General features: G+C 67.3%; 16 protein-coding genes and 1 tRNA gene. 6 read left to right on the top strand and 11 right to left on the bottom strand.

What is annotated here, in order from left to right; translation table 11 throughout:
* Positions 1-114: 114 nt before the first annotated feature.
* Entirely contained in the window at positions 115-1,056 is a 942-nt protein-coding gene (locus VAPA_RS19395) for a LysR family transcriptional regulator (RefSeq protein WP_021008460.1), read from the bottom strand.
* An 82-nt stretch (positions 1,057-1,138) separates the two neighbouring features.
* Here VAPA_RS19395 and VAPA_RS19390 point away from each other — a divergent pair, with 82 nt between their 5' ends.
* The 3 genes from VAPA_RS19390 to VAPA_RS19380 all read left to right on the top strand — a co-directional run bounded on the left by VAPA_RS19390 (position 1,139) and on the right by VAPA_RS19380 (position 5,866).
* Positions 1,139-4,084: a molybdopterin oxidoreductase family protein gene (locus VAPA_RS19390; protein ID WP_021008459.1), complete on the top strand. Its 2,946-nt coding sequence runs from the start codon at positions 1,139-1,141 to the stop codon at positions 4,082-4,084.
* Positions 4,085-4,191: 107 nt separating this feature from the next.
* Entirely contained in the window at positions 4,192-4,929 is a 738-nt protein-coding gene (locus tag VAPA_RS19385; protein WP_230559034.1) for a 4Fe-4S dicluster domain-containing protein, read from the top strand.
* 4 nt (positions 4,930-4,933) lie between these two features.
* A complete protein-coding gene (locus VAPA_RS19380; RefSeq protein WP_021008457.1) occupies positions 4,934-5,866 on the top strand; it encodes a dimethyl sulfoxide reductase anchor subunit family protein in 933 nt (310 codons plus the stop codon).
* A gap of 21 nt (positions 5,867-5,887) precedes the next feature.
* On the opposite strand, the gene VAPA_RS19375 is transcribed toward VAPA_RS19380, so the two are convergent.
* From VAPA_RS19375 to VAPA_RS19360, 4 genes are read right to left on the bottom strand one after another with little or no spacing between them, the layout of a single operon-like run.
* Positions 5,888-6,817: an SMP-30/gluconolactonase/LRE family protein gene (locus VAPA_RS19375; protein ID WP_021008456.1), complete on the bottom strand. Its 930-nt coding sequence runs from the start codon at positions 6,815-6,817 to the stop codon at positions 5,888-5,890.
* Positions 6,818-6,875: 58 nt separating this feature from the next.
* A complete protein-coding gene (locus VAPA_RS19370; RefSeq protein WP_021008455.1) occupies positions 6,876-9,053 on the bottom strand; it encodes a xanthine dehydrogenase family protein molybdopterin-binding subunit in 2,178 nt (725 codons plus the stop codon).
* A complete protein-coding gene (locus VAPA_RS19365; protein ID WP_021008454.1) occupies positions 9,050-10,042 on the bottom strand; it encodes an FAD binding domain-containing protein in 993 nt (330 codons plus the stop codon). Before VAPA_RS19365 ends, VAPA_RS19370 begins: the two co-directional genes overlap by 4 nt.
* On the bottom strand, positions 10,039-10,803 hold the full coding sequence (locus tag VAPA_RS19360; RefSeq protein WP_021008453.1) for a 2Fe-2S iron-sulfur cluster-binding protein: 765 nt from the start codon (positions 10,801-10,803) through the stop codon (positions 10,039-10,041). Before VAPA_RS19360 ends, VAPA_RS19365 begins: the two co-directional genes overlap by 4 nt.
* A 249-nt stretch (positions 10,804-11,052) precedes the next feature.
* Between VAPA_RS19360 and VAPA_RS19355 the strand changes: the two genes are divergently transcribed.
* Positions 11,053-11,358 carry a hypothetical protein gene (locus VAPA_RS19355; protein WP_021008452.1) on the top strand — a complete coding sequence of 102 codons (306 nt, stop codon included), beginning with the start codon at positions 11,053-11,055 and terminating at the stop codon, positions 11,356-11,358.
* Between the two features lie 6 nt (positions 11,359-11,364).
* Here the strand turns inward: VAPA_RS19355 and VAPA_RS19350 are convergent, their stop codons facing one another.
* On the bottom strand, positions 11,365-14,370 hold the full coding sequence (locus tag VAPA_RS19350) for a transglycosylase domain-containing protein (protein ID WP_021008451.1): 3,006 nt from the start codon (positions 14,368-14,370) through the stop codon (positions 11,365-11,367).
* Between the two features lie 179 nt (positions 14,371-14,549).
* Positions 14,550-15,503 (bottom strand): bifunctional enoyl-CoA hydratase/phosphate acetyltransferase, encoded by a 954-nt coding sequence (locus VAPA_RS19345; protein ID WP_021008450.1) that lies wholly within the window; start codon positions 15,501-15,503, stop codon positions 14,550-14,552.
* A 156-nt stretch (positions 15,504-15,659) separates the two neighbouring features.
* On the opposite strand from VAPA_RS19345, the gene VAPA_RS35210 reads away from it, so the two are divergent.
* Both VAPA_RS35210 and VAPA_RS35625 read left to right on the top strand, forming a co-directional pair.
* On the top strand, positions 15,660-16,592 hold the full coding sequence (locus VAPA_RS35210; protein ID WP_051255339.1) for a hypothetical protein: 933 nt from the start codon (positions 15,660-15,662) through the stop codon (positions 16,590-16,592).
* Positions 16,525-16,719 carry an HNH endonuclease gene (locus tag VAPA_RS35625; protein ID WP_080666815.1) on the top strand — a complete coding sequence of 65 codons (195 nt, stop codon included), beginning with the start codon at positions 16,525-16,527 and terminating at the stop codon, positions 16,717-16,719. The genes VAPA_RS35210 and VAPA_RS35625 overlap by 68 nt, the downstream gene beginning before the upstream one ends.
* Positions 16,720-16,936: 217 nt before the next feature.
* Here VAPA_RS35625 and VAPA_RS19335 read toward each other — a convergent pair.
* The 4 genes from VAPA_RS19335 to VAPA_RS19320 form a co-directional block, all read right to left on the bottom strand.
* A tRNA-Thr gene (locus VAPA_RS19335) sits at positions 16,937-17,012 on the bottom strand.
* A 25-nt stretch (positions 17,013-17,037) separates the two neighbouring features.
* Positions 17,038-18,054, bottom strand: a complete 1,017-nt coding sequence (locus VAPA_RS19330) for a class 1 fructose-bisphosphatase (RefSeq protein WP_021008448.1) — start codon at positions 18,052-18,054, stop codon at positions 17,038-17,040.
* Positions 18,055-18,081: 27 nt separating this feature from the next.
* Complete coding sequence (gene pepN, locus VAPA_RS19325) at positions 18,082-20,796, bottom strand: aminopeptidase N (protein WP_021008447.1); 2,715 nt, start codon at positions 20,794-20,796, stop codon at positions 18,082-18,084.
* A complete protein-coding gene (locus VAPA_RS19320) occupies positions 20,780-21,469 on the bottom strand; it encodes an HAD family hydrolase (RefSeq protein ID WP_021008446.1) in 690 nt (229 codons plus the stop codon). The genes pepN and VAPA_RS19320 overlap by 17 nt, the downstream gene beginning before the upstream one ends.

Here is a 21,469-nt window from a genome sequence, read left to right as displayed (position 1 = left end):
CAGCGCGCGGATAGCCGGCGTTTTACGGTTCTTGTGTGTAGCCCCCGAGACACCCCCGCCCGGCCCGGGCAAATTGCCGGGTCGGCGCAACGCGCCCTTGCCGCTGGCAGCCGGCTAGCGTACCGACGAGGTGCGCGGCACGGTCGCCCCGCAATGCCGCAGAAAGTCCGCCGTCGCGCGGCCGAGCAGCTTGTCGCGGTGCATCACCGTGGCCAGCCGCCGCATGCCTGCCGGCAGCCGCGTGCGCAGCTCGATCAGGTGGCCGTCCTCCAGCGCCTGCGCCACCGTGTAGCGCGAGAGGCAGGCGAGCCCGGTGCCCGAGGCCACCACGCGCTTGATGGCCTCGGTGCTGCCGAGCTCGAAGCCCACGCGCACCTGCTCCAGGTTCTGGATCAGCCACGCATCGGTGACCTGCCGCGTGCCCGAACCGTGCTCGCGCAGCACCCAGGTGGCCTGCGAGAGCTGGTGGTGCGTGGCAATGCGCCTGGCGAGCGGGTGCCCCGGCGCGGCGACGATCACCAGTTCGTCCTCGCGCCAAGCGCGCACCACGAGGTCGGGGTGGGTTTGCGGCCCCTCGATGAAGCCGACATCCACGTCGAAGCCCGCCACCGCCTCGATCACGTCGCGCGTGTTGGCAATGTGCAGGTGCACCTGGCTCTGCGGGTGCAGCGCCGTCCATTGCGACACGCGCTCGGGCAGCAGGTATTCGCCGATGGTGAAGCTGGCCGCCACGCGCAGCGGCGCCGCATGTTCGCCGCTGAAGAGCGCCTCCACCTCGCCGGCCTGGTCGAGCAGGGCCTGGGCCCTGGGCAGCAGCGCGCGGCCGTTCTCGTTGAGCACCAGCCGACGGCCGAGCCGGTCGAACAGCAGCGCGCCCACGGAAGACTCCAGGTCGGCCAGCGCGCTGCTCGCGGCCGACTGCGAGCGCGCGACGCGGTCGGCCGCGGCGCGCGTGCTGCCGCCCCGGGCCGTGGCCACGAACACCTCGAGCTGGCGCAGGTTGAGCCGAAGCCGCTGTGCGGTGTGCTGTTGCTGCTGATCTGTTTTTCCGGTCATCGTGAGCGATATTCTCCGCTTTTTCGTTTGATCGATGCTCTCTAACATCGGCGCAGCCCCGCATGAAGACAAAGGACCGCCAGTGTTCAGTTTCCTGTCCAGAGAGCCCGTCCACGATCCGCTTGACGCCCCCACGCCCACGGCGGACACCCAGGTCAAGACCACCACCTGCTACATGTGCGCCTGCCGCTGCGGCATCCGCGTGCACCTGCGCGAAGGCGAGCACGGCCCGGAGGTGCGCTACATCGACGGCAACCCCGAGCATCCGCTGAACAAGGGCGTGATCTGCGCCAAGGGCTCGTCGGGCATCATGAAGCAGGTGTCGCCCGCGCGCCTCACGCAGCCGCTGCTGCGCAAGGCCGGCAGCGAGCGCGGGGCCGGGGAGTTCGAGCCCATCAGCTGGGAGCGCGCCTTCGACATGCTGGCCGAGCGGCTCGGCAAGATCCGCGCGACCGATCCGAAGAAGTTCGCGCTCTTCACGGGCCGCGACCAGATGCAGGCGCTCACCGGCCTGTTCGCGCGCCAGTTCGGCACGCCCAACTATGCGGCGCACGGCGGCTTCTGCTCGGTCAACATGGCCGCGGGAATGATCTACACCATCGGCGGCAGCTTCTGGGAATTCGGCGGGCCGGATCTCGACCGCGCCAAGCTGTTCGTGATGATCGGCACGGCCGAGGACCATCACAGCAACCCGATGAAGATCGCCATCAGCAAGTTCAAGCGCGCGGGTGGGCGCTTCATCTCGATCAATCCGGTGCGCACGGGCTACTCGGCTATTGCGGACGAGTGGATTCCCATCAAGCCCGGCACCGACGGCGCATTGTTCATGGCGCTGCTGCACGAATTGATCGCGAGCGACCTGATCGACCACGCTTTTCTCAAGCGCTTCACCAACGCGCCGCAGCTCGTGGTGCTGGACGACTGCGAGCGGCAAGGCCTCTTCGCCTTCGACCCGGACCCTACGCGCGGGCCGCCTGGCGACGGCCGCAATCCGCATAACAAATTGGTGTGGGACTTGGAGCAAGGCAGCGTGAAGAACGCCTACCCCGAAGGCATTGCCGACGGCTGCGATCCCGCGCTCGAAGGCCACTACACGCTGGCCGACGGCACGCGCGTCGCGCCTTCGTTCCAGCTGCTGCGCGATCGCGTGGCCAGTTGCACGCCCGAGTGGGCCGAGGCCATCACCGGCATCGATGCGCAGCGCATCCGCAAGCTGGCGCGCGAGATGGGCGAGACCGCGCTCAAGCAGGCCTTCGAGCTGCCCATTGCGTGGACCGATGCCTGGGGCAAGAAGCACCCGACCACGCAGGCGCGGCCCGTGGCCTTCCACGCGATGCGTGGGCTTGCGGCGCACTCGAACGGCTTCCAGACGGTGCGCGCGTTGGCGGTGCTGATGAGCGTGCTCGGCACCATCGACGCGCCCGGCGGCTTTCGCCACAAGGCGCCGTACCCGCGCCACATCGTGCCCAACTACCGCGCCTTCAACGACCCCGGCATGATCCAGCCCAACACGCCGCTCAATGCCGCGCCGCTGGGCTTTCCGGCCAACCCGGAAGAGCTGGCCATCAACCCCGACGGCTCGCCCATCCGCATCGACCATGCGTTCTCGTGGGAGCACCCGCTGTCGGCGCACGGGCTCATGCACAACGTGATCACCAACGCGGTGAAGGGCGACCCCTACCGCATCGACACGCTGCTGATCTTCATGGCCAACATGGCCTGGAACTCCAGCATGAACACCATGGCCGTGCGCGAGATGCTCAACCGCAAGGATGAGAAGGGCGAGCACATGATCCCCTTCCTGGTGGTGTGCGACGCCTTCCAGAGCGAGACCGTGGCCTTTGCCGACCTGGTGCTGCCCGACACCACCTACCTCGAGCGCCACGACGTGATGAGCATGCTCGACCGGCCGATCTCGGAGTTCGACGGGCCGGTCGATTCGGTGCGCATTCCGGTGGTGCCGCCCACCGGCCAGTGCAAGCCTTTCCAGGAAGTGCTGATCGAGCTGGCCTCGCGGCTGAAGTTTGCGGCCTTCACCACGCCCGAGGGTGGGCGCAAGTTCACGGGCTATCCGGACTTTGTCGTCAACTTCCAGCCGCAGCCGGGCATCGGCTTTCTGATGGGCTGGCGCGGCAAGGACGGCACCGAGCATCTGCGCGGCGAGCCCAACCCCAAGCAGTGGGAGGCCTACGCGCAGAACAACTGCGTGTTCCAGTACCACATGCCCGAGACCATGCATTACATGCGCAACTGGAACCGCGAGTACCTCGACTTCGCAAAGGACAAGGGCTGGCGCCAGCGCAACGACCCGGTGCAGCTGGCGCTGTACTCCGACACGCTGCAGAGCTTCCGCCTGGCCGCGCAGGGCAAGAGCCCGGGCCGGCAGCCGCCCGATGCGCTGCGCGAGCGCATCGACACGTATTTCGATCCGCTGCCTTTCTGGTACCCGCCGCTCGAGGAGGCCTCGACCGATCTCGACGCCTATCCGCTCAACGCCATCACCCAGCGGCCGATGGCGATGTACCACTCGTGGGATTCGCAGAACGCGTGGCTGCGGCAGATCCACAGCCACAACTACCTGCACGTGAACCCGCTCACCGCGCAGGCCGCGGGCATTGCCGACGGTGGCTGGTGCTGGGTGGAGAGCCAATGGGGCCAGGTGCGCTGCATGCTGCGCTACAGCGAGGCGGTGGAGCCCGGCACCGTGTGGACCTGGAACGCGATCGGCAAGGCCGATGGCGCCTGGCAGCTGGCGCCTGGTGCGGACGAGGCGCGCAAGGGCTTCCTGCTCAACCACCTGATCAGCGAGGAGCTGCCTTGCGCGGGCACCGCGAGCGGCCGCATCAGCAATTCGGATCCGGTCACGGGGCAGGCGGGCTGGTACGACGTGCGCGTGCACATACGGCCCGCGGAACCGGGCGAGCCGGAAGAGAGCTTTCCGCAGATGGCGAGCATGCCGAGTGCACCGGGGGTGCTGGGGAAGGCGGCGAGCGTGTTGACGTACTTTGCGGGAAGGGTGAAGAAATGATGCAGTGGCTCAAGGACCTGATGGCCCCGGTTTCGGCCTTGCCCCCTCTCCCTCCGGGAGAGGGTTGGGGTGAGGGCGGCGGCGCTCGAATTGGAACCAGTGCCGTGATGCGGGCTGCTGCGCCCTCACCCCAACCCTCTCCCGCAAGCGGGAGAGGGAGTCAATCCGTGCGCGCCGAGCCGGGCGAAACCCTCGCCAAGCAGCTCGCCCTCGTCATCGACCTCAACGTCTGCGTCGGCTGCCATGCCTGCGTCACTTCGTGCAAGCAGTGGAACACCTCTGGCAGCGCCGGTCCGCTCGCGGATGCGCAGCCCTACGGCGCCAACCCCACCGGCACTTTCTTCAACCGCGTGCAGACCTACGAGGCCGGCACCTTCCCGGCCACCCAGACCGTTCACTTCCCCAAGAGCTGCCTGCACTGTGAAGACCCGCCCTGCGTGCCCGTGTGCCCCACGGGTGCCAGCTACAAGCGCAAGGAAGACGGCATCGTGCTGGTCGACTACGACAAGTGCATCGGCTGCAAGTACTGCGCATGGGCCTGCCCCTACGGCGCACGCGAGCTCGACGAAGAGCGCCAGGTCATGACCAAGTGCACGCTGTGCGTCGACCGCATCTACGACGAGCACCTGCCCAAGGAAGACCGCAAGCCCGCCTGCGTCAAGGCCTGCCCCACCGGCGCGCGCCTGTTCGGCGACGTGAAGGACCCGGACTCCGAAGTGTCCAGGGCCATCCGCGAACGCGGCGGCTATCAGCTGATGCCCGAGTGGGAGACGAGCCCGGCCAACCAGTACCTGCCGCGCCACGTCACGCAGCAGACCACCCCCTCGATCGAAACGCAGGAGTAGCCGGATGCACCCCGCGTTCTCCATTCTTTTCTTCACCACGCTGGCCGGCGCCGCGCAGGGCCTGGTCGTCGCGCTTGCGCTCGCGGTGCTGTTCGGCCTGGGGCTCGCGCCCGGCTTTCTCACGCTGGCGCTGGGCGTGGCCGAAGTGCTGCTCGCGGCCGGGCTCGCGGCCTCGTTCATGCACCTGGGCCGCAAGAGCCGCGCATGGCGCGCCGTGCTGATGTGGCGCACCTCGTGGATGTCGCGCGAAGTCATCGTGCTGCCGGGCTTCATCGCGCTGGTGGCGCTGTGGTGGCTGTCGCTGCACTTCGGCGCCGGTGCGCCGTGGTCGTGGCTGCTGCCCGCGCTGGTGCTGTGCGGCGCGGTTGCGCTCTGGTACTGCACCGCCATGATCTACGCGTGCCTGCGCTTCATCGAGGAATGGGCGCACCCGCTCACTATCGTTAACTTCACGCTCATCGGCCTGTCGTCGGGGCTGGTGCTGGCCTGTGCGATAGCGGTGCTGTCGGGCGAAACACGCTTCGTGCAGCTGTTCGGCCCCTGGGCGCTCGCCGCCACGCTCGCGGCATGGGCCGCGCGGGGCGGGGCGCTCAGGCGCAACGCAGCGATCCGCCACAAGTCGACCTTGCAATCGGCCACCGGCATCCACACCGAGAAGCTCGTGCAAAAGTCGATGGGCATGTCGGCCGGCTCGTTCAACACACGCGAGTTCTTTCATGGCGCGACGCTGGCCGCGCTCAAGAACATGAAGCTCGGTTTCCTGCTGCTGGCCTTCGTGCTGCCTTCGCTGTTGCTGCTGTGGGGCGTTGCCAGCGGGGCCGTGTGGCCGTGGCTGCTGGCGGTGCTGGTGCAGGCGCCCGGCCTGTTGGCTGAGCGCTGGTTCTTCTTCGCGCAGGCGAAGCACCCGCAGAACCTGTACTACCAGGTGGTGTCCTGAGGACCGGACCAAGGGCTTCGGTCAGGCCTGGAAGTTCAGCCTCAGCCCCGGCGTCGGCCAGTCGTCGATGGCAATCAGCCGCCCGCTGCCCGACAGCGTGATGTAGGCCGTGCGCATGTCGCGCCCGCCGAAGCAGATGTTGGTGGTGTAGCGGTCGGGCAGCGGCACGTGCTCGCAGCTGCTGCCGTCGGGCGCGACGATGGTGATGCCGCCGTGCAGCAGCGTGGCCACGCACAGGTTGCCCAGCGCATCGGTCGCCATCGAGTCGAAGCGCTGGTAGTGCCCGCCCGGCGATGCGCACAGCATGCGGCCGCCGTGCGGTGAAGGCCAGCCATCCTTGCGCACGCGCCCCGGCGCCGTGATGTCGAAGGCCCAGAGCCGCGCGCCCTCGGTCTCGGCGTAGTAGAGCGTGCGGCCGTCGGGCGACAGCGCGATGCCGTTGGGCGTCATCACCGGCCGCGCCACCGCATGCGCGCCGCTGCCGTCGCCATGCCCGTAGAACACGCCGCCGCGGTCCATGTCGCGTTCGCGCGTCTTGCCCAGGTCGGTGAAGTAGAAGCCGCCCTGCGCATCGAACACGATGTCGTTCGGCCCGCACAGCGCAGCCCCGTCGGCCGTGTCGTAGAGCCGCTCGGCCCGGCCCGTGGCCAGGTTCACGCGCTCGATGCGGCCGCCCGAATAGTCATCGGCCTGGCCCACCGGGCGGTGGCAGCCGTCGGCCTCGGTGTGCCAGCGAAAGCCGCCGTTGTTGCACACGTACACCGCGCCGTCCGGCCCCATGGCGGCGCCGTTCGGCCCGCCGCCCAGGTCGGCTACCACCTGCACCAGCCCGTCGTGCCGCACGCGCGTGAGCGTGCCGTGGGCAATTTCGACCAGCAGCACGGAGCCATCGTCCATGGCAACGGGCCCTTCGGGAAACTGCAGGCCGGTGGCGAGTTCGCGGATGTGCATCGGAAGCCCCTTTTCTTCTTTGCAGGGGCTCCGAGTTTGCTTCTTCTTGCCTGTTTCGTCATGCCTGGATCGGGGTCAGCAATTTGTCGGGCGTGATGGGCAGGTCGCGCACGCGGCGTCCTGTGGCGTTGTAGACCGCGTTGGCAATGGCGGCGGCCACGCTGGTGATGCCGATCTCGCCCACGCCCTTCACGCCCATGCGGTTGACCCGGGTGTCGGTTTCGGGCGCGAAGAGCACCTGCACGTCGCCGATGTCCGCGTTCACGGGCACGTGGTAGTCGGCCAGCGTGCGCGTGACGAAGTGGCCGCTGCGCTCGTCGAGCACCGACTCTTCCATCAACGCGTTGCCAATGCCCCAGACGATGCCGCCGATGATCTGCGACGCCGCGGTCTTGGGGTTGAGGATGCGCCCGGCCGCAATCACCGCCATGTAGCGCGGCACGCGCACCAGCCCCAGGTCTTCGTCGACCCACACTTCGGCAAAGTTGGCACCGAAGGCGTAGTGCGACCAGGCGGCGATGTCCGCGCCCGGCGTGGCCGTATTGCTGGCGCGCCATTCGTTCAGCTGGGCCGCCTGCAGCAGCTCCGCCACACTGGGTTCGCGCACGAAGCGCAGGTTGACCTTCTCGCGCAGCTGCTGCCTGGCCGCTTCGCAGACTGCGAGCGCCGCGGTGCAGAAGGTGTTGGCGCCCCAGGAGCCGCCCGAACCGGGCGTGGGCGGAAGGGCCGAATCGCCGAGCCGCACCTCGACCTTGTCGAGCGGCAGGCCCAGCGTCTCGGCGGCGGTCTGCGCAATGACGGTGTAGCTGCCGGTGCCGAGATCGGTTGCGCACATCTCCACCACCGCGCGCACGTCGCGGCCATTGCGCGTGAGCAAAAGATTGGCCGAGGCGCCGCGGTGCGGTGCGCCGCGCGATGCCGCGCTCATGCCGTAGCCCACGAGCCAGTGGCCCTGCCTGCGGCTGCGCGGCATGGCGCTGCGGTTGCTCCAGCCGAATTTCTCGGCGCCGATGCGCATGCATTCGACGAGCGAGCGGCTGCCGAAGGGCTTGCCCGTGTCGAGGTCGGTCCTGGCGTCGTTCCTTATGCGCAGCTCCACCGGGTCGATCTTCAGCTGCTCGGCGAGTTCGTCCATGGCCGATTCGAGCGCAAAGCTGCCGGGCGCCTCGCCCGGTGCGCGGGTCCACTTCGGCGTTTGCACGTTGAGGCGAAAGGCGCGGTGGGTGACCTGCGAGTTCGGCACCTCGTACATCATTCGCGAGATGACGCCGGTCTGCTCGACGAACTCCTCGTGCACCGAGGTGTGGGTGACGGTGTCGTGGCCCAGCCCCGTGAGCCGGCCGCTGGCATCCGCGCCCAGCCGCATGTGCTGGCGGTTGTGCTGGCGCAGTCCGACCACCATGAACATCTGCTGCCGCGTGAGCACGTGCTTGACCGGCCGCTTCACGAGGCGCGCGGCCAGCACCGCCAGCATCGCGTTGTCGCGCGTGAGGATCTTGCTGCCGAAGCCGCCGCCCACGAACGGGCACACCACGCGCACGTTCTCGCGCGGAATGTCGAAGGTGGCGGCAATGGCCGGGGCGGCATCGCTCACCATCTGCAGCGAGTGGTGCACCGTGACCTTGTCGTCGCCCTCCCACGCGGCCACGGTGGCGTGCATCTCCATCGGGTGGTGGTGCTCGATGGGCGTGTTGTAGACCGCATCGACCGTGCCCGCCGCGGCGCGCAGGCCCTGGTCGAGATCGCCGCGCCGCGTGTCGGTCTTGTAGCCGGCGTTGATGGCCGCCGGCGCATAGGCGTTGCGGACGTTGGCGTCGAAGCCGATGCGGGGCTGGGCCGCGTCGTAGCTCACCTTCACCAGCGTGGCCGCATGGCGCGCCTGCTCGAGCGTCTCGGCCACCACGAAGCCGATGAGCTGGCCGTGGTGGTGAATGGCCGTGTCCTGCAGCAGCGGCGTGGCGCGCGTGAAGCGGTTCTGCGGGGTCTCGGGCGCGGGCGGCGGCATCTTGGGCACGTTCTTGTGCGTGAGCACCAGCAGCACGCCGGGCGATTGCTCCGCCGCCGCGGTGTCGATGTCGCGCACGCGCCCGGCCGCAACGGTGCTGCCCAGCGCAACGCCGTACACCAGCCCTGGGTACGAAAACTCGGCCGCATAGCGCGCCTGGCCGGTCACCTTGAGGCGGCCGTCCACGCGGTCGACCGGCTGCCCGATGAGGGGAGTAGCTTGTCTGTTCATGTCGTGCTCCTGCTCGTGGTTTCCAGCGCGCGCACGATGCTTCGCCTGGCCAGTTCGATCTTGAAGCGGTTGTGCTCGAAGCCCGTGGCGCCGGCCAGCGCGGCCTCCGCCGCCTGCCGGAACAACGCCATGTTGGGCTCGGCGCCTTGCAGCAGCGCCTCGGCCTCGCGCGCGCGCCAGGGCATGTGCGCCACGCCGCCCAGGCAGATGCGCGCCTGCCGGATGCGGCGGCCCTCCATGTCGAGCGCGGCCGCCACCGACACCAGCGCAAAGGCATAGCTGGCACGGTCGCGCACCTTCAAGTAATGCGAGCGCTGCGCGAAGCGGGCGCTCTCGGCCGGCAGGTCGATGGCGGTGATCAGCTCGCCCGGCGCAAGGTTGGCATCGAGTTCGGGCGTCTCGCCTGGCAGGCGGTGGAACTGCGCAATCGGAATGGTCCTGCGGCCCGCGGGCCCCTGCAGCTGCACCACCGCATCGAGCGCATGCAGCGCCTGCGCCATGTCGCCCGGGTAGCTCGCGATGCACTTCGCGCTGGTGCCCAGCACCGCGTGGTTGCGGTTGAAGCCCTGCAGCGCGCTGCAGCCCGTGCCCGGCTCGCGCTTGTTGCAGGGCTGGGTCACGTCAATAGAAGTAGGGGCAGCGCGTGCGCTGGCGCAGGTTGCCGCGTTGGTGGCGGCGTTGCGCAACTGGCCCGAGGCGCCCGCAAGAATGGCCTGCGCCACCAGCGGATAGCGCGTGCGCAGCACGGGGTGGTTGGCCGTGTCGCTGTTGCGCGCCAGCGCGCCCAGCCGAAGCCCGCCCGCGGGCCGCGCCTCGACGGCCGCCAGCGGCAGGCGGTTGATGTCCACCAGCTGGTCGGGCGCTTCCACGCCTTCCTTCATCAGGTCGACGATGTTGGTGCCGCCGGCCAGGAATCTTGCCCCCGGCTGCGTGGCCGCACGAATGGCCGTGTCCACATCCGTGGCGCGGGTGAATGCGAAGGGCTTCATGCGCGGCTCCTTCGGGTGTTGCCCGCGCGCGGCATCAGGCTCACTTCGCGCACCGCGGCCACGATGCCGGGGTAGGCGCCGCAGCGGCAGATGTTGCCCGACATGCGCTCGCGGATCTCGGCGTCGCTCAGCGGCGCCACCGGGCCGGTGCGCCGCACATCGGCCGTGACATGGCTCGGCGCGCCTTGCTCGGCCTCGCGCAGCATGCCCACGGCCGAGCAGATCTGCCCCGAGGTGCAATAGCCGCACTGGAACCCGTCGTGCTTGATGAAGGCGGCCTGCATCGGATGCAACTCGTTGCCGCGCGCGAGGCCCTCGATGGTGGTGATCTCCGCCCCGTCGTGCGTGAGCGCGAGTGCCAGGCAGGAGTTGATGCGGCGGCCATTGAGGAGCACCGTGCATGCGCCGCATTGGCCGTGATCGCAGCCTTTCTTCGTACCCGGCAGCGCCATCTGCTCGCGCAGCAGGTCGAGCAGGGTCGTGCGCGGATCGACCTGCAGCGCATGCGGCTGGCCGTTGACGCGCAGGGCGAGGGCCATGGAAGAAGAAGAGGGCGGCGCTGCATTGGCATCCGCCTGTGCGGCCGTTGCCACCGACGCAACCATGGGCGCGGACGCCAGGATGCCGGCGATGCCGGTCGTTCCGCTTTCCGCGAGGAAGGCGCGGCGGGTCAGCTGGCCGGCGGGTGATGGGAGAAGAGAGTTGCTGTCGTCGTCAGGCAAATCATCGGCCTGCCGTTCATCGGAAAGGAGGGATGTCATCGTGTGTGGCAACTGGAGGGCGATCGATGAAGGAGCCTCGTCGCGCGGGGCGTAGCCCAAGCGCTGTCGAGGGGCGTCGATTCCCCAGCTTAGCTATCGATAACTTGTTGCAGGCATCGGTTTTTTTTATACCTGCGGGGTCTGCCCAAGCCATCCTGCGCTGCGTGTCGGTCGATATGATTCAGCAGGGGAGAGATATGCCGACAAATTCAAATGCCGCGGCGCAAGCCCCGCATGCGAGGCGATTCGATGAAGACCGCCTTGCGCCTCGTGCTGAACGCGTTCGCATGGTTCCTGGCCATGCCTGCACTTTTCGTTTCGGCGGCGGCACTCGATCACCACAGGATCGTCTCGATCTCCAAGAACATTGTTCCGATGACCGCAGCCGTGCTGTCACTGTGGGCCGGCGTGATCTATTGGCGTTGCGTGCCGAGCACGTCAAGCGGATGGCGCCGAGCCGGCTACCTTGCTGCCTTCCTGGCCGCCATGCTCCTCCTGGGATGGGCCGCAATGTGGGCGACCTTCGTCGTCATGCTGGCAATCTACGGCGCGTAGTGGCCGTCAATCCCCTCCGCACCCCCCGCGCTCCAGCACCGGCAGCAGCTGCGGCCCCAGCGACTTCAGCAGCTGCGTCGGCAGCGCGCTCGTGAACCGATAGCGGGCGGCGTACGGTTCGTTCACGTAGGCCATGATGGTGCCGAAGTAGCGGTCGCCGATCGTGAACACGAAGGTGGCCGAGCGGCTGATCTTGCGCTCGGCGCCAGCCCGTCCGCCGCGGCCGTTGTGCCCGTAGCGATGGTCGCCGGTGCCGGTCTTGCCGCCGATCTCTATCGCGCGGCCATTCGCATCCACCAGTGCGCCCTTCAGGCGCCGCGCCGTGCCGTCCTGCACCACCTGCACCAGCGCGCGGCGCACCGTTGCTGCCACCTCGGTGGGCAGCACCTGTTCGACGCCCGCATCGCGCGGTTCGAGCCGTGTCTCGTAGGGCGTGTCGCGCGCAAAGTGCAGTGCGTCGACCCGTTGCACCGGCCGCCGCACACCGTCGCTGGCGATGATGCCCATCAGTTCCGCCAGGGCGGCCGGCCGGTCGCCGGACGCGCCAATGGCGCTCGCGTAGGACGGCGTCAGCGATGCGAACGGGTAGCCCAGGCGCTGCCACGAGCGATGGATTTCCGCGAAGGCATCGAGCTCGACCAGCTCGCGCAGGCGCTTGTCCTGCGCGCTCTTGTGGCGCGTCTTGAAGAGCCAGGCGTAGACCTCCTGGCGTTCGCTTGCGCTCGCGTCCAGTACCTCGGTCAGTGTTGCGCCGGGATGGCGCCGCAGGTATCCCACAAGCCAGAGCTCCAGCGGATGCACGCGCGCCACGTAGCCGCGGTCGGCAAGCGAGAGGCCCGCGTAGGTGGTGCGCAGCGCCCGCAGTGCGCGCGGCGAGCCGGCTCCCTTGCCCAGCCGCTGCGTGAGCAGCTCGTCGAGCCGCTCTTCGCTGGCCTCGGGCTCGATCGTGAACAGCACGCTCGCCAGGCGCGGTGCCGATGGCTTCAGGCTCCGCAGCAGCAGCGCTTCGGCGCCCGCGGCCGACTGGCGCTGGTACTTGCGATAGAAGCGGATCAGGTAGGCCGAGCCTTCGCGGTCGGCAAAGCGCTGGAGCATCTCGCGCCGGCGCGGGTCGGCCGGGTCCTTCAGCAGGTTCTCGGCATCCGATGCGCCGCCGAACATGCGGTGGCGCACCACGTCGCGCATCAGGCGGATGAACACCAGGTTGACCGAATGCTTGAAGCCTTCGCGCACCGTCATCGATTCGCTGTTGCGCGAGCGCTCGAAATTCTCGAACTGGTGCAGGCCGCCGCCGGTGAAGAACGATTCGCCCGGGTTCGCCGAATACTTGCGCTCCATGGCCGCCTCGAGCATCGGCGTGAGGCGGCGATCCTTGGCGCGCAACAGGTACTGCCGCGCCCACATGCCCAGCGGATCGCGTGGGTTGTTCGCCAGCGCAGCGAGTTGGGCGGTGCTCAGGTCACCCCAGCGAGCGTGCAGCTCGGCCACGAGCTCGAGGTAGCTCACCAGCGTGCGCAGCTTGGCGGTCGAGCCCAGGTCCAGCCGCGCGCCCTGGTTCACGTCGAAAGGCTGGTCGATGTTGTCGGCCTGCACGCGCAACAGGTTGGCCTGGGCGCCGCGCTCGAACAGTGTGAAGCTGTAGATCAGCGGGCTTGGGTCCGCACCTGGGTCGAGCATGTGGGAGCCGAACAATCCCGCCGCCTTGGCCGCGGCGGGCGTCCGCAGGCCAGCCAGCACCCGCGCCGCCAGCGCTTGCGCTTCGCCGTCGAGGCTGGTTTCTGCCTCCAGGTCGAGCCGCTCCAGGTCGTAGGCGCGCGGCACGTCGAGCAGCGTGGAGATGTGGGTGCGCAGCGCGATGGCGGCCTTGCGCTGCACGAAGTCCGTCCGCGGCGTTGGCGGCAGTTCGGGCCGCAGCTGCAGGGACAGCGGCAATGCCGCATCGCGCAGCGAGGGCGCGATCAGGCCCGCCTCGGCCATCAGCCGCAGGTAGCTGTCCGTCAGCCGGACCAGGCCCGTGCCGTCGCCGAGCAGGTGCTGCGACGGGCGGCGCTGCGCGATCATCAGCGACAGCGCCTGCTTGAAGGCCTCGGCCTGGCGCTGGAGCGCCTCGGGCGTGGGCGTTGTCGCTCCTTCTGCGTTGTCGGCGAGCAGGCGGTTGACTTCGCGGAAGTCGCGTCCGTACCAGGCCCACAGGCCGTCGCCCAGGCCGTGCACCTCGCCGATGCCCGGGCGTGCGGCCAGGGGCACGGTGTCGAGGTAGTCGACGACGATCTGGCGGCGCCGCGCCAGCGTGTCGTCGCCGTCCTGGTAGGCACGCACCGAGGCCGAGACCATCTGGCGCAGCTTTTCGCGCACCGAGCCGGTGCGGCCCTGCGGCGAATGGCGGTACTTTTCGATCTGGGTGGCCAGAGTGCTGCCGCCCGTTGCCGACCCCCCCGGGTTGAACACCCGCAGCCCCTGCTCGACCGCGGCCTTGGCAAAGCGTTCCGGATCGAGCGCGGGGTTGCGCTGCGCCGGCTCCGCGTCGAGCAGATGGCGGTCCTCGACGAACAGCAGGGCGCTCACCAGCAGCGGCGGCACATCTTCAAAACGCTCGTAGGCGCGCTGGGGCACGCGCGTGTGCAGCAGTGCCGCGTTGCGGCAGTCGCGCACGGTCAGGCCGGCCTGGTTCTTCTCGCGGTAGGGCGTGAAAAGCCCGTGCTCCTGCAGCTCGACCAGCCGCGGCGACATGCGCGCCTGGCGGGTGATGGCGAAGCCCCGGGGCTGCAGGCGTTCGATGAAGTCGGGAAGATCGTGGTAGCCCAGCCGCTCGTCGTACGGCCCGGTGTGCGGAAAGCGGATGGCATCGCTGGCACCGGCCTCGACGCTGAAGCCCGCGCCGCGGGAAAAGTCGCGCCACAGGGCCGATTGCCATCGGGAGGTCTTCAGCTCGTTGACCACCGCGAATGCGGCAAGCGCACCCAGCACGGCGAGCCCGCCGCTGATCCAGAAGACCTTCTTGAACCTTGTCATGCTGCCTCGCACAGTCTGAACCGGGGGTCCGTCCATGGCGATGATGCGCTTTCCGCGGCCAGTTGGCGCGTGCGCCTGGCGGTCTTCTGTGCCGGAGAACTACCTATGGCGGATCATCGTTGCATTGGCATACAAAGCGTAGTTCTTTTGTTTCCAACGGAAACGAGGCGCGCTCTGCCTCAGCCCACCGCCTTGATGAGCCGTTCGCGCCCGGCCTTGACCAGCATCGAGGCCACCGCGCACGAGGCCAGGCGTGCCGGCTCCGAGTCGGCGCGGCTCGTCAGGATCACCGGCACCTTGGTGCCCAGCACAATGCCCGCCGCATAGGCCCCGCCCAGGAAGGTGAGGCTCTTCGCCAGCATGTTGCCCGCGTCCAGGCTGGGCACGATCAGCACGTTGGCGCGGCCCGCCACCGGCGAGACGATGCCCTTGATGCGAGCCGCCTCGGCGTCGATGGCGTTGTCCATGGCCAGCGGCCCGTCGAGCTGCGCGCCGGTGATCTGGCCGCGGTCGGCCATCTTGCACAGCACGGCGGCATCCAGCGTGGACGGCACCTTGGTGTTGACCGTTTCCGTGGCCGAGAGAATCGCCACGCGCACCGCCGGCATCAGCAGCGCATGCGCAAGGTCGATCGCGTTCTGCACGATGTCGACTTTCTCTTCGAGCGTGGGCGCGATGTTGATCGCGGCGTCCGAAATGATCAGCGGCTGCGCGTGGCCCGGAATGTCCATCACGAAGCAGTGACTGACGCGCCGCGATGTGCGCAGGCCCCCTTCGCGCCGCACCACCGCGCCCATCAGCTCGTCGGTGTGCAGGCTGCCCTTCATCAACGCATCGACCTCGCCGCGCAAGGCCATGGCAACGGCGGCGTCGGCTGCGGCGTGGCTGTGGGGGGCGTCGACGATGGGGATGTTCGAGAGGTCTGCGCCGGCTTCGCGTGCTGCGGCCTCGATCTTTGCGCGGGGGCCGACCAGGGTGGGGGCGATGAGGCCCAGTGCGGCTGAAGCCAAGGCGGCTTCGAGCGAGACGGCGTTGGCGGGGTGGACGACTGCGACGCGCAGGGGAGGGAGGGCGCGGGCGGCGGCGATCAGGCGGTCGTAGTGGGGGTGGGTGGCGGGAGATGCAGAGGGCATGCGGGCTCCGGATGGGGTGGTTCGCAGAGTTTGCAGTAACCGATTGGAGGGGTGACTGCGCGGAGCGGAATGTACGTCGGGCAGCAATGAATGCTTCCCAGACGTAAATCGTTAACAAGTTACACCACAATGTGTCCATTCCAAGCAATGAACACAATGAGCCCCATCCACGCGGCGCGCGAATATGTCCTAGAGGCCGTCCAACGACCTGCTCTTGCTAGCGCGTTGCCCGAGTCGACCCAGGCCAAGGTTCGGCATTCCGACATCTGGCTGAACCAGTTCAAGCGGATAGGGGATCTGTTCGCATATCTGAAGCGATTCAGCGCGGACAAGCAGGATGGGATCTATCTCGAGATGCATGCGCTTGGGCTGCAGACATTCGAAGATATCGTGGAGCCTTTCGAGAAGCGATTCGGTGATTGGGTTGGTGACCGAATGCGCGCGTCGGACTTCGTCATCGGCGAGACCTACAGCGCGCACGACATTCTTATCTTCTCGGCGAACTACGACACTCGAGCCGGAGGCATGTTCGTCATCGAGTCAGATGGTCTGCCAACTGCGGTTGTCATCAAGGCGACCCTGAGCGGGGGCAGATACGCCAACGAGTGGTTGGAGCAAGGTCGACGGCTCAAGTGCTTCCTGAAAAGCAAAACACTGAAGGATGGAAGCGTTCAATTTGGCGAGCACTTCAAGCCCAACGCTGCGATCTTGAATGTGCCAGGCCTACCGGTGCTTGCTTTTGTCAGGCACACATCGAACGATCGGTTCGTCTATGCAGGAGCGTTCTCGTTTCACCAGCTGCATGTTGAGGCGGACGGCGCAAAATGGTTTGAGCTTGTGCTCACGATTCCCACTGAAGTGATCGCAGACGCGGGGTATGTGCAGCGCCAATTGCAGGATCGCGTGGCGTCGGCATTGAGCCAGTCACAGCAACAGCGCCTTGAGCGCTTGGCCAACGCGCCGAAGAAACCCAAAACCATTCGAACTGTTTCAACAGCGTTCGTGAGGAATCCCGATGTGATTGCCGAAGTCCTCTTTCGAGCCGAAGGGCAATGCGAAGGGTGTAAGAGGCCGGCGCCGTTTTGTTAGCAAGGCCACTGGCGATCCATACCTGGAAGTGCATCACATCACACCGTTGGCGCTGGGTGGTGATGACACCGTCGACAACGCGTGGGCCCTCTGCCCAAACTGCCATCGCGAAAAGCACTTCGGATAGCAGTTAAAGCGTTTCAACCAGCCGAGCTGCAGTGCCATCAGACAGCGTGAGCCACTCCACCTACAGAGGCCGTGCGGTGCCTCACGTGTTTTGGAGAGAAGAGGACTATGCGAAGGAAAATGCGAATGATTGGGGCTACGAAATCCTCTTCATCGACCACCAATCGCCCATGAAAAAGCCCGTTGCTATCGAATAAATAGCAACGGGCTTTTTAGATTGGTGCCGGAGAGATGAATCGAACACCCGACCTTCTCATTACGAATGAGCTGCTCTACCGACTGAGCTACACCGGCGAAGCCTCGGATTATAGCAACACCGTCAGGCCTTTTCGGCGTGGTACTTGGTCAAACGCTCGACTTCGTTACGCGAACCCAACATCACGCTCACGCGCTCGTGCAGTTTGGTGGGCTGCAGCTCCAGGATGCGCTGCTTGCCGTTGGTGGCCGCGCCGCCGGCCTGCTCGACCAGCCAGCTCATCGGGTTGGCCTCGTACATCAGCCGCAGCTTGCCGGCCTTTTCGGGCTCGCGCTTGTCCCACGGGTACATGAACACGCCGCCGCGCATCAGGATGCGGTGCACGTCGGCCACCATGCTGGCAATCCAGCGCATGTTGAAGTCCTTGCCGCGCGGGCCTTCCTTGCCGGCCAGGCATTCGTCGATGTAGCGCTTCATGGGCTCGTCCCAGTGGCGCATGTTGCTCATGTTGACCGCAAACTCCTTCGTATCGGCCGGGATCTGGATGTCTTCCTGCGTGAGGACGAAGCTGCCTTGCTCGCGGTCGAGCGTGAACATGGCCACGCCGTTGCCCACGGTCAGCACCAGCGTGGTCTGCGGGCCGTAGATGCAGTAGCCGGCCGCCACCTGCTGGGTGCCGGGCTGCAGAAAGTCGGCTTCCTGCACGCCGGGGGTGTCGTCGGGCTTCTTCAGCACGCTGAAGATGGTGCCGATGCTCACGTTCACGTCGATGTTGCTGCTGCCGTCGAGCGGGTCGAACATGAGCAGGTATTCGCCCTGCGGGTAGCGGTTGGGCACCACGTAGATGCTGTCCATTTCCTCGCTGGCCATGGCCGCAAGGTGGCCGCCCCATTCGTTGGCCTCGATGAGCACTTCGTTGGCAATGATGTCCAGCTTCTTCTGGATCTCGCCCTGCACGTTCTCGGTCTCGGCGGTGCCGAGCACTCCCCCCAGCGCGCCCTTGTTGACGGCCTGGCTGATGCTCTTGCAGGCGCGGGCCACCACTTCGAGCAGCAGGCGCAACTGGCCGGGAATGAGGCCGTCGGCGCGTTGCTGTTCGACGAGATAGCGGGTGAGGGAGATCTTCTGTTGTTGAGCCATGTGCTTCCTGTGTTCCTTGTTTGCTTGTCAGTTACCGGCCAGGGCGCGGGTGACGACTTCGTGCGTGTCCTTGCTCAGGTCGGGCTTGGCGGCCACGCGGGCAATCGCTTCGCGCGCGGCGCTGCGGTACGGTTCGGCCAGCTTGCTCCAGCGGTCGAGCGCGCGGGCGAGGCGGGCAGCCACCTGGGGGTTGATGGCGTCCAGCTCGATGACGCGCTCGCTCCAGTACACGTAGCCGGCCGCGTCGGGGCGGTGGAACGCGCCGGGGTTGGCGCTGCAGTAGCTGAAGATCACGCTGCGGGCGCGGTTGGGGTTCTTGATGGAGAAGTCCGGGTGCTTCATCAACTGCCTGACCAGCGGCAGGATGTCGCCGCCGCGGTCGGACGCGCCGGCCTGCAGCGAGAACCACTTGTCGATGACCAGCGCCTCGTCCTTGAAGATGGCGTGGAAGCGCGCGAGCGCCTGCGCGGCCAGCGTGTGGCCCGACGACACCAGCGCATTGAGCGCGTTGAAGCGGTCGGTCATGTTGCCGGCGTCCTTGAAGCGCTGCAGCGTCTTGCCGGGCCACACGGTGTCGCCCGATGAGCGCGCCGCCAGGCACAAGAAGTTGAGCGCCATGCCGGCCAGCGCACGGCGGCCCGACGAGGTCGGGTCGGGCGTGTAGGCGCCGGTGTCGTGGTTTTCTTCGTAGACCTGTTGCCAGTCGGAAAAGAGGGCGGTGGCCAGCTGCGCGCGCATGGCTTCGCGCACCAGGTGCACGCGCTGCGGGTCGACCACGTCGAGCTGCTCGGAAATGTAGGTTTCCGATGGCAGCGTGAGCACCAGTTCCTTGAAGGCGGCGTCGAGCTTGGGATTGCGCAGCACGCTGCGCATGGCGTCCAGGTACGCGTCGTTCAGCACCGGGGTGGTGTCGGTGGCCAGCGCCGCAATGCCCTGCAGCGCGGCGCGCAGGCCCAGGCGCTGGCCGGCTTCCCAGCGGTTGAAGGGGTCGGGGTCGTTGGCCAGCAGGGTGAGCAGCTGGGCGTCGGTGTATTCGAAGTCGAGGATCACCGGTGCGCTGAAGCCGCGCAGGATGGAAGGCACGGGCTCGGCGTCGAGGCCGACGAAGGTGAGCTGCTCGCCGGCGCGCGAGAGCACCACGGTGCGCGTGCAGGGCGTGCCTGGCGCGCCGCGGGTCACTTCGCTTTCGCCTTCGAGTTGCAGCGGCAGTTCGCGCCCGCTGGCGTCGAGCAGGCCGATGTTCACCGGAATGACGAAGGGTTCCTTGGCCGCCTGGCCCGGCGTGGGCGGGCAGCTCTGGACGATGCTCAGGGTGTAGCTGCGGTTCTGCGCGTCGTACACGCCATGGGCGGCCAGGCGCGGCGTGCCGGCCTGGCTGTACCAGCGCTTGAACTGCGGCAGCAGGCGGGCGAGTTCCGAATCGGGGTTGGCGTCGGCAATGGCTTGTGCGAAGTCGTCGCAGGTCACGGCCTGGCCGTCATGGCGTTCGAAGTAGAGCGTGATGCCCTTCTCGAAGCCCTTGCGGCCGACCAGCGTCTGCATCATGCGCACCACCTCGGCACCCTTTTCGTAGATGGTGACGGTGTAGAAGTTGCTGATCTCGATGTAGCTGTCGGGCCGCACCGGGTGGGCCATGGGGCCCGCGTCTTCGGGAAACTGGGCGGTGCGCAGCACGCGCACGTCCTCGATGCGCTTGACGGCGCGGGCCGAGGCGTCGGCGCACAGATCCTGGCTGAACTCCTGGTCGCGGAAGACGGTGAGGCCTTCCTTCAGCGAAAGCTGGAACCAGTCGCGGCAGGTCACGCGGTCGCCGCTCCAGTTGTGGAAGTACTCGTGGCCGACCACGCTTTCGATGTTGCTGTAGTCGGCGTCGGTGGCGGTGGCCTGGTTGGCCAGAACGTACTTCGTGTTGAAGATGTTCAGGCCCTTGTTCTCCATGGCGCCCATGTTGAAGTCGCTGGTGGCCACGATCATGAAGCGGTCCAGGTCCAGCGGCAGGCCGAAGCGGGCTTCGTCCCACAGCACGGAGTTGACCAGCGAGTTCATCGCATGCTCGGTCTTGTCGAGGTCGCCGGCGCGCACGTACACCTGCAGCAGGTGTTCCTTGCCGTTGCGCGCGGTGATGCGCTGCTCGCGCGCCACCAGCTTGCCGGCCACCAGGGCGAACAGGTAGCAGGGCTTCTTGAAGGGGTCGACCCACTTGGCAAAGTGGCGGCCCTCGGGCAGCTCGCCCTGCTCGACGAGGTTGCCGTTCGACAGCAGCACCGGATACGCGGCCTTGGCGGCGCGCAGCGTCACGGTGTACATCGCCATCACGTCCGGACGGTCGAGAAAGTAGGTGATGCGGCGAAAGCCCTCGGCCTCGCACTGCGTGAAGAAGGTGTCTTCGCTCACGAACAGGCCCATCAGCTTGGTGTTCTTGATGGGGCAGCAGGTCGTGAAGATCTCGAGTTCGAAGGCATCGGGCAGGCCGTCGATCACGAGCTGGTCGCCTTCCATGCGGAAGGAGGCGCCCTGGCCGTTGACCAGCACGCGCGCCAGGTTCAGCTCGTCGCCGTCCAGGCGCAGCGGCTGGGCCGGCGCATCGGGGTTGCGGCGCAGCTGCATGCGGTTGAGCACGCGGGTCTTGGCGGGGTCGAGGTCGAAGGTAAGGTCGACGGTGTCGATCCAGAATGCCGGAGCGGCATAGTCTTCGCGGCGAATGGCAATCGGTTGCCCTTGGGCGTCACGCTGCAGCAGCATCGAGTGTCTCCAGAAAGTTCGAATGGGCGAGTTCGTCGTAGTCGCGAACCGCGGCAATCACATGGGGGCCGGCAAGCTCGGCGGCGGAATGGGTGCTGCACACGGCCACGGCACGCATGCCGCCGCGGCGCGCGGCCTCGATGCCGAAGGGGGCATCTTCAAAGACGATGCAGCGCTCGGGCGCCACGCCGATGCGGCGCGCGGCCTCCAGAAAGATCTCGGGCGTGGGCTTGCCGGCAAAGCCTTCGTCGCCGCCCACGATGGCCAGCGGCAGCGGGTCCATCTTCAGGCGCGACATCGCAAACTCGATGTTGTGCTTGTCACCCGCCGTGCCCACGGCCACCTTCAGGCCGCGTGCCACGGCGATCTTGGCAAAGGCGGTGAAGCCGGCCACTTCGGTGAAGTTGTCGTGAAAGAGGGCGCGGTAGATCTCTTCCTTCTCGTGCACCAGGGCCTGGCACTCGTCGTCGGCAAGCTCGCGCTCGAACAGCTCGCGCATGCACTCGGCGCCGGTGCGGCCCGTGGTGCGCGCAAGGATGTCGGTCACGTCGAGCTTCAGCCCGTGGCGTTCGACAAACTCCACCCACGAGCGCGCATGCCACGGCATGGAGTCGATCATGGTGCCGTCCATGTCGAAGATGAAGGCTTCGACCTTCCCGTGCGTCAAGCTCAT

Source organism: Variovorax paradoxus B4 (assembly GCF_000463015.1).
In the GTDB taxonomy this organism is placed as follows: domain Bacteria; phylum Pseudomonadota; class Gammaproteobacteria; order Burkholderiales; family Burkholderiaceae_C; genus Variovorax; species Variovorax paradoxus_E.
Note: the sequence above shows the minus strand (reverse complement) of the source record. Positions and strands in the feature narration are given on the sequence as shown.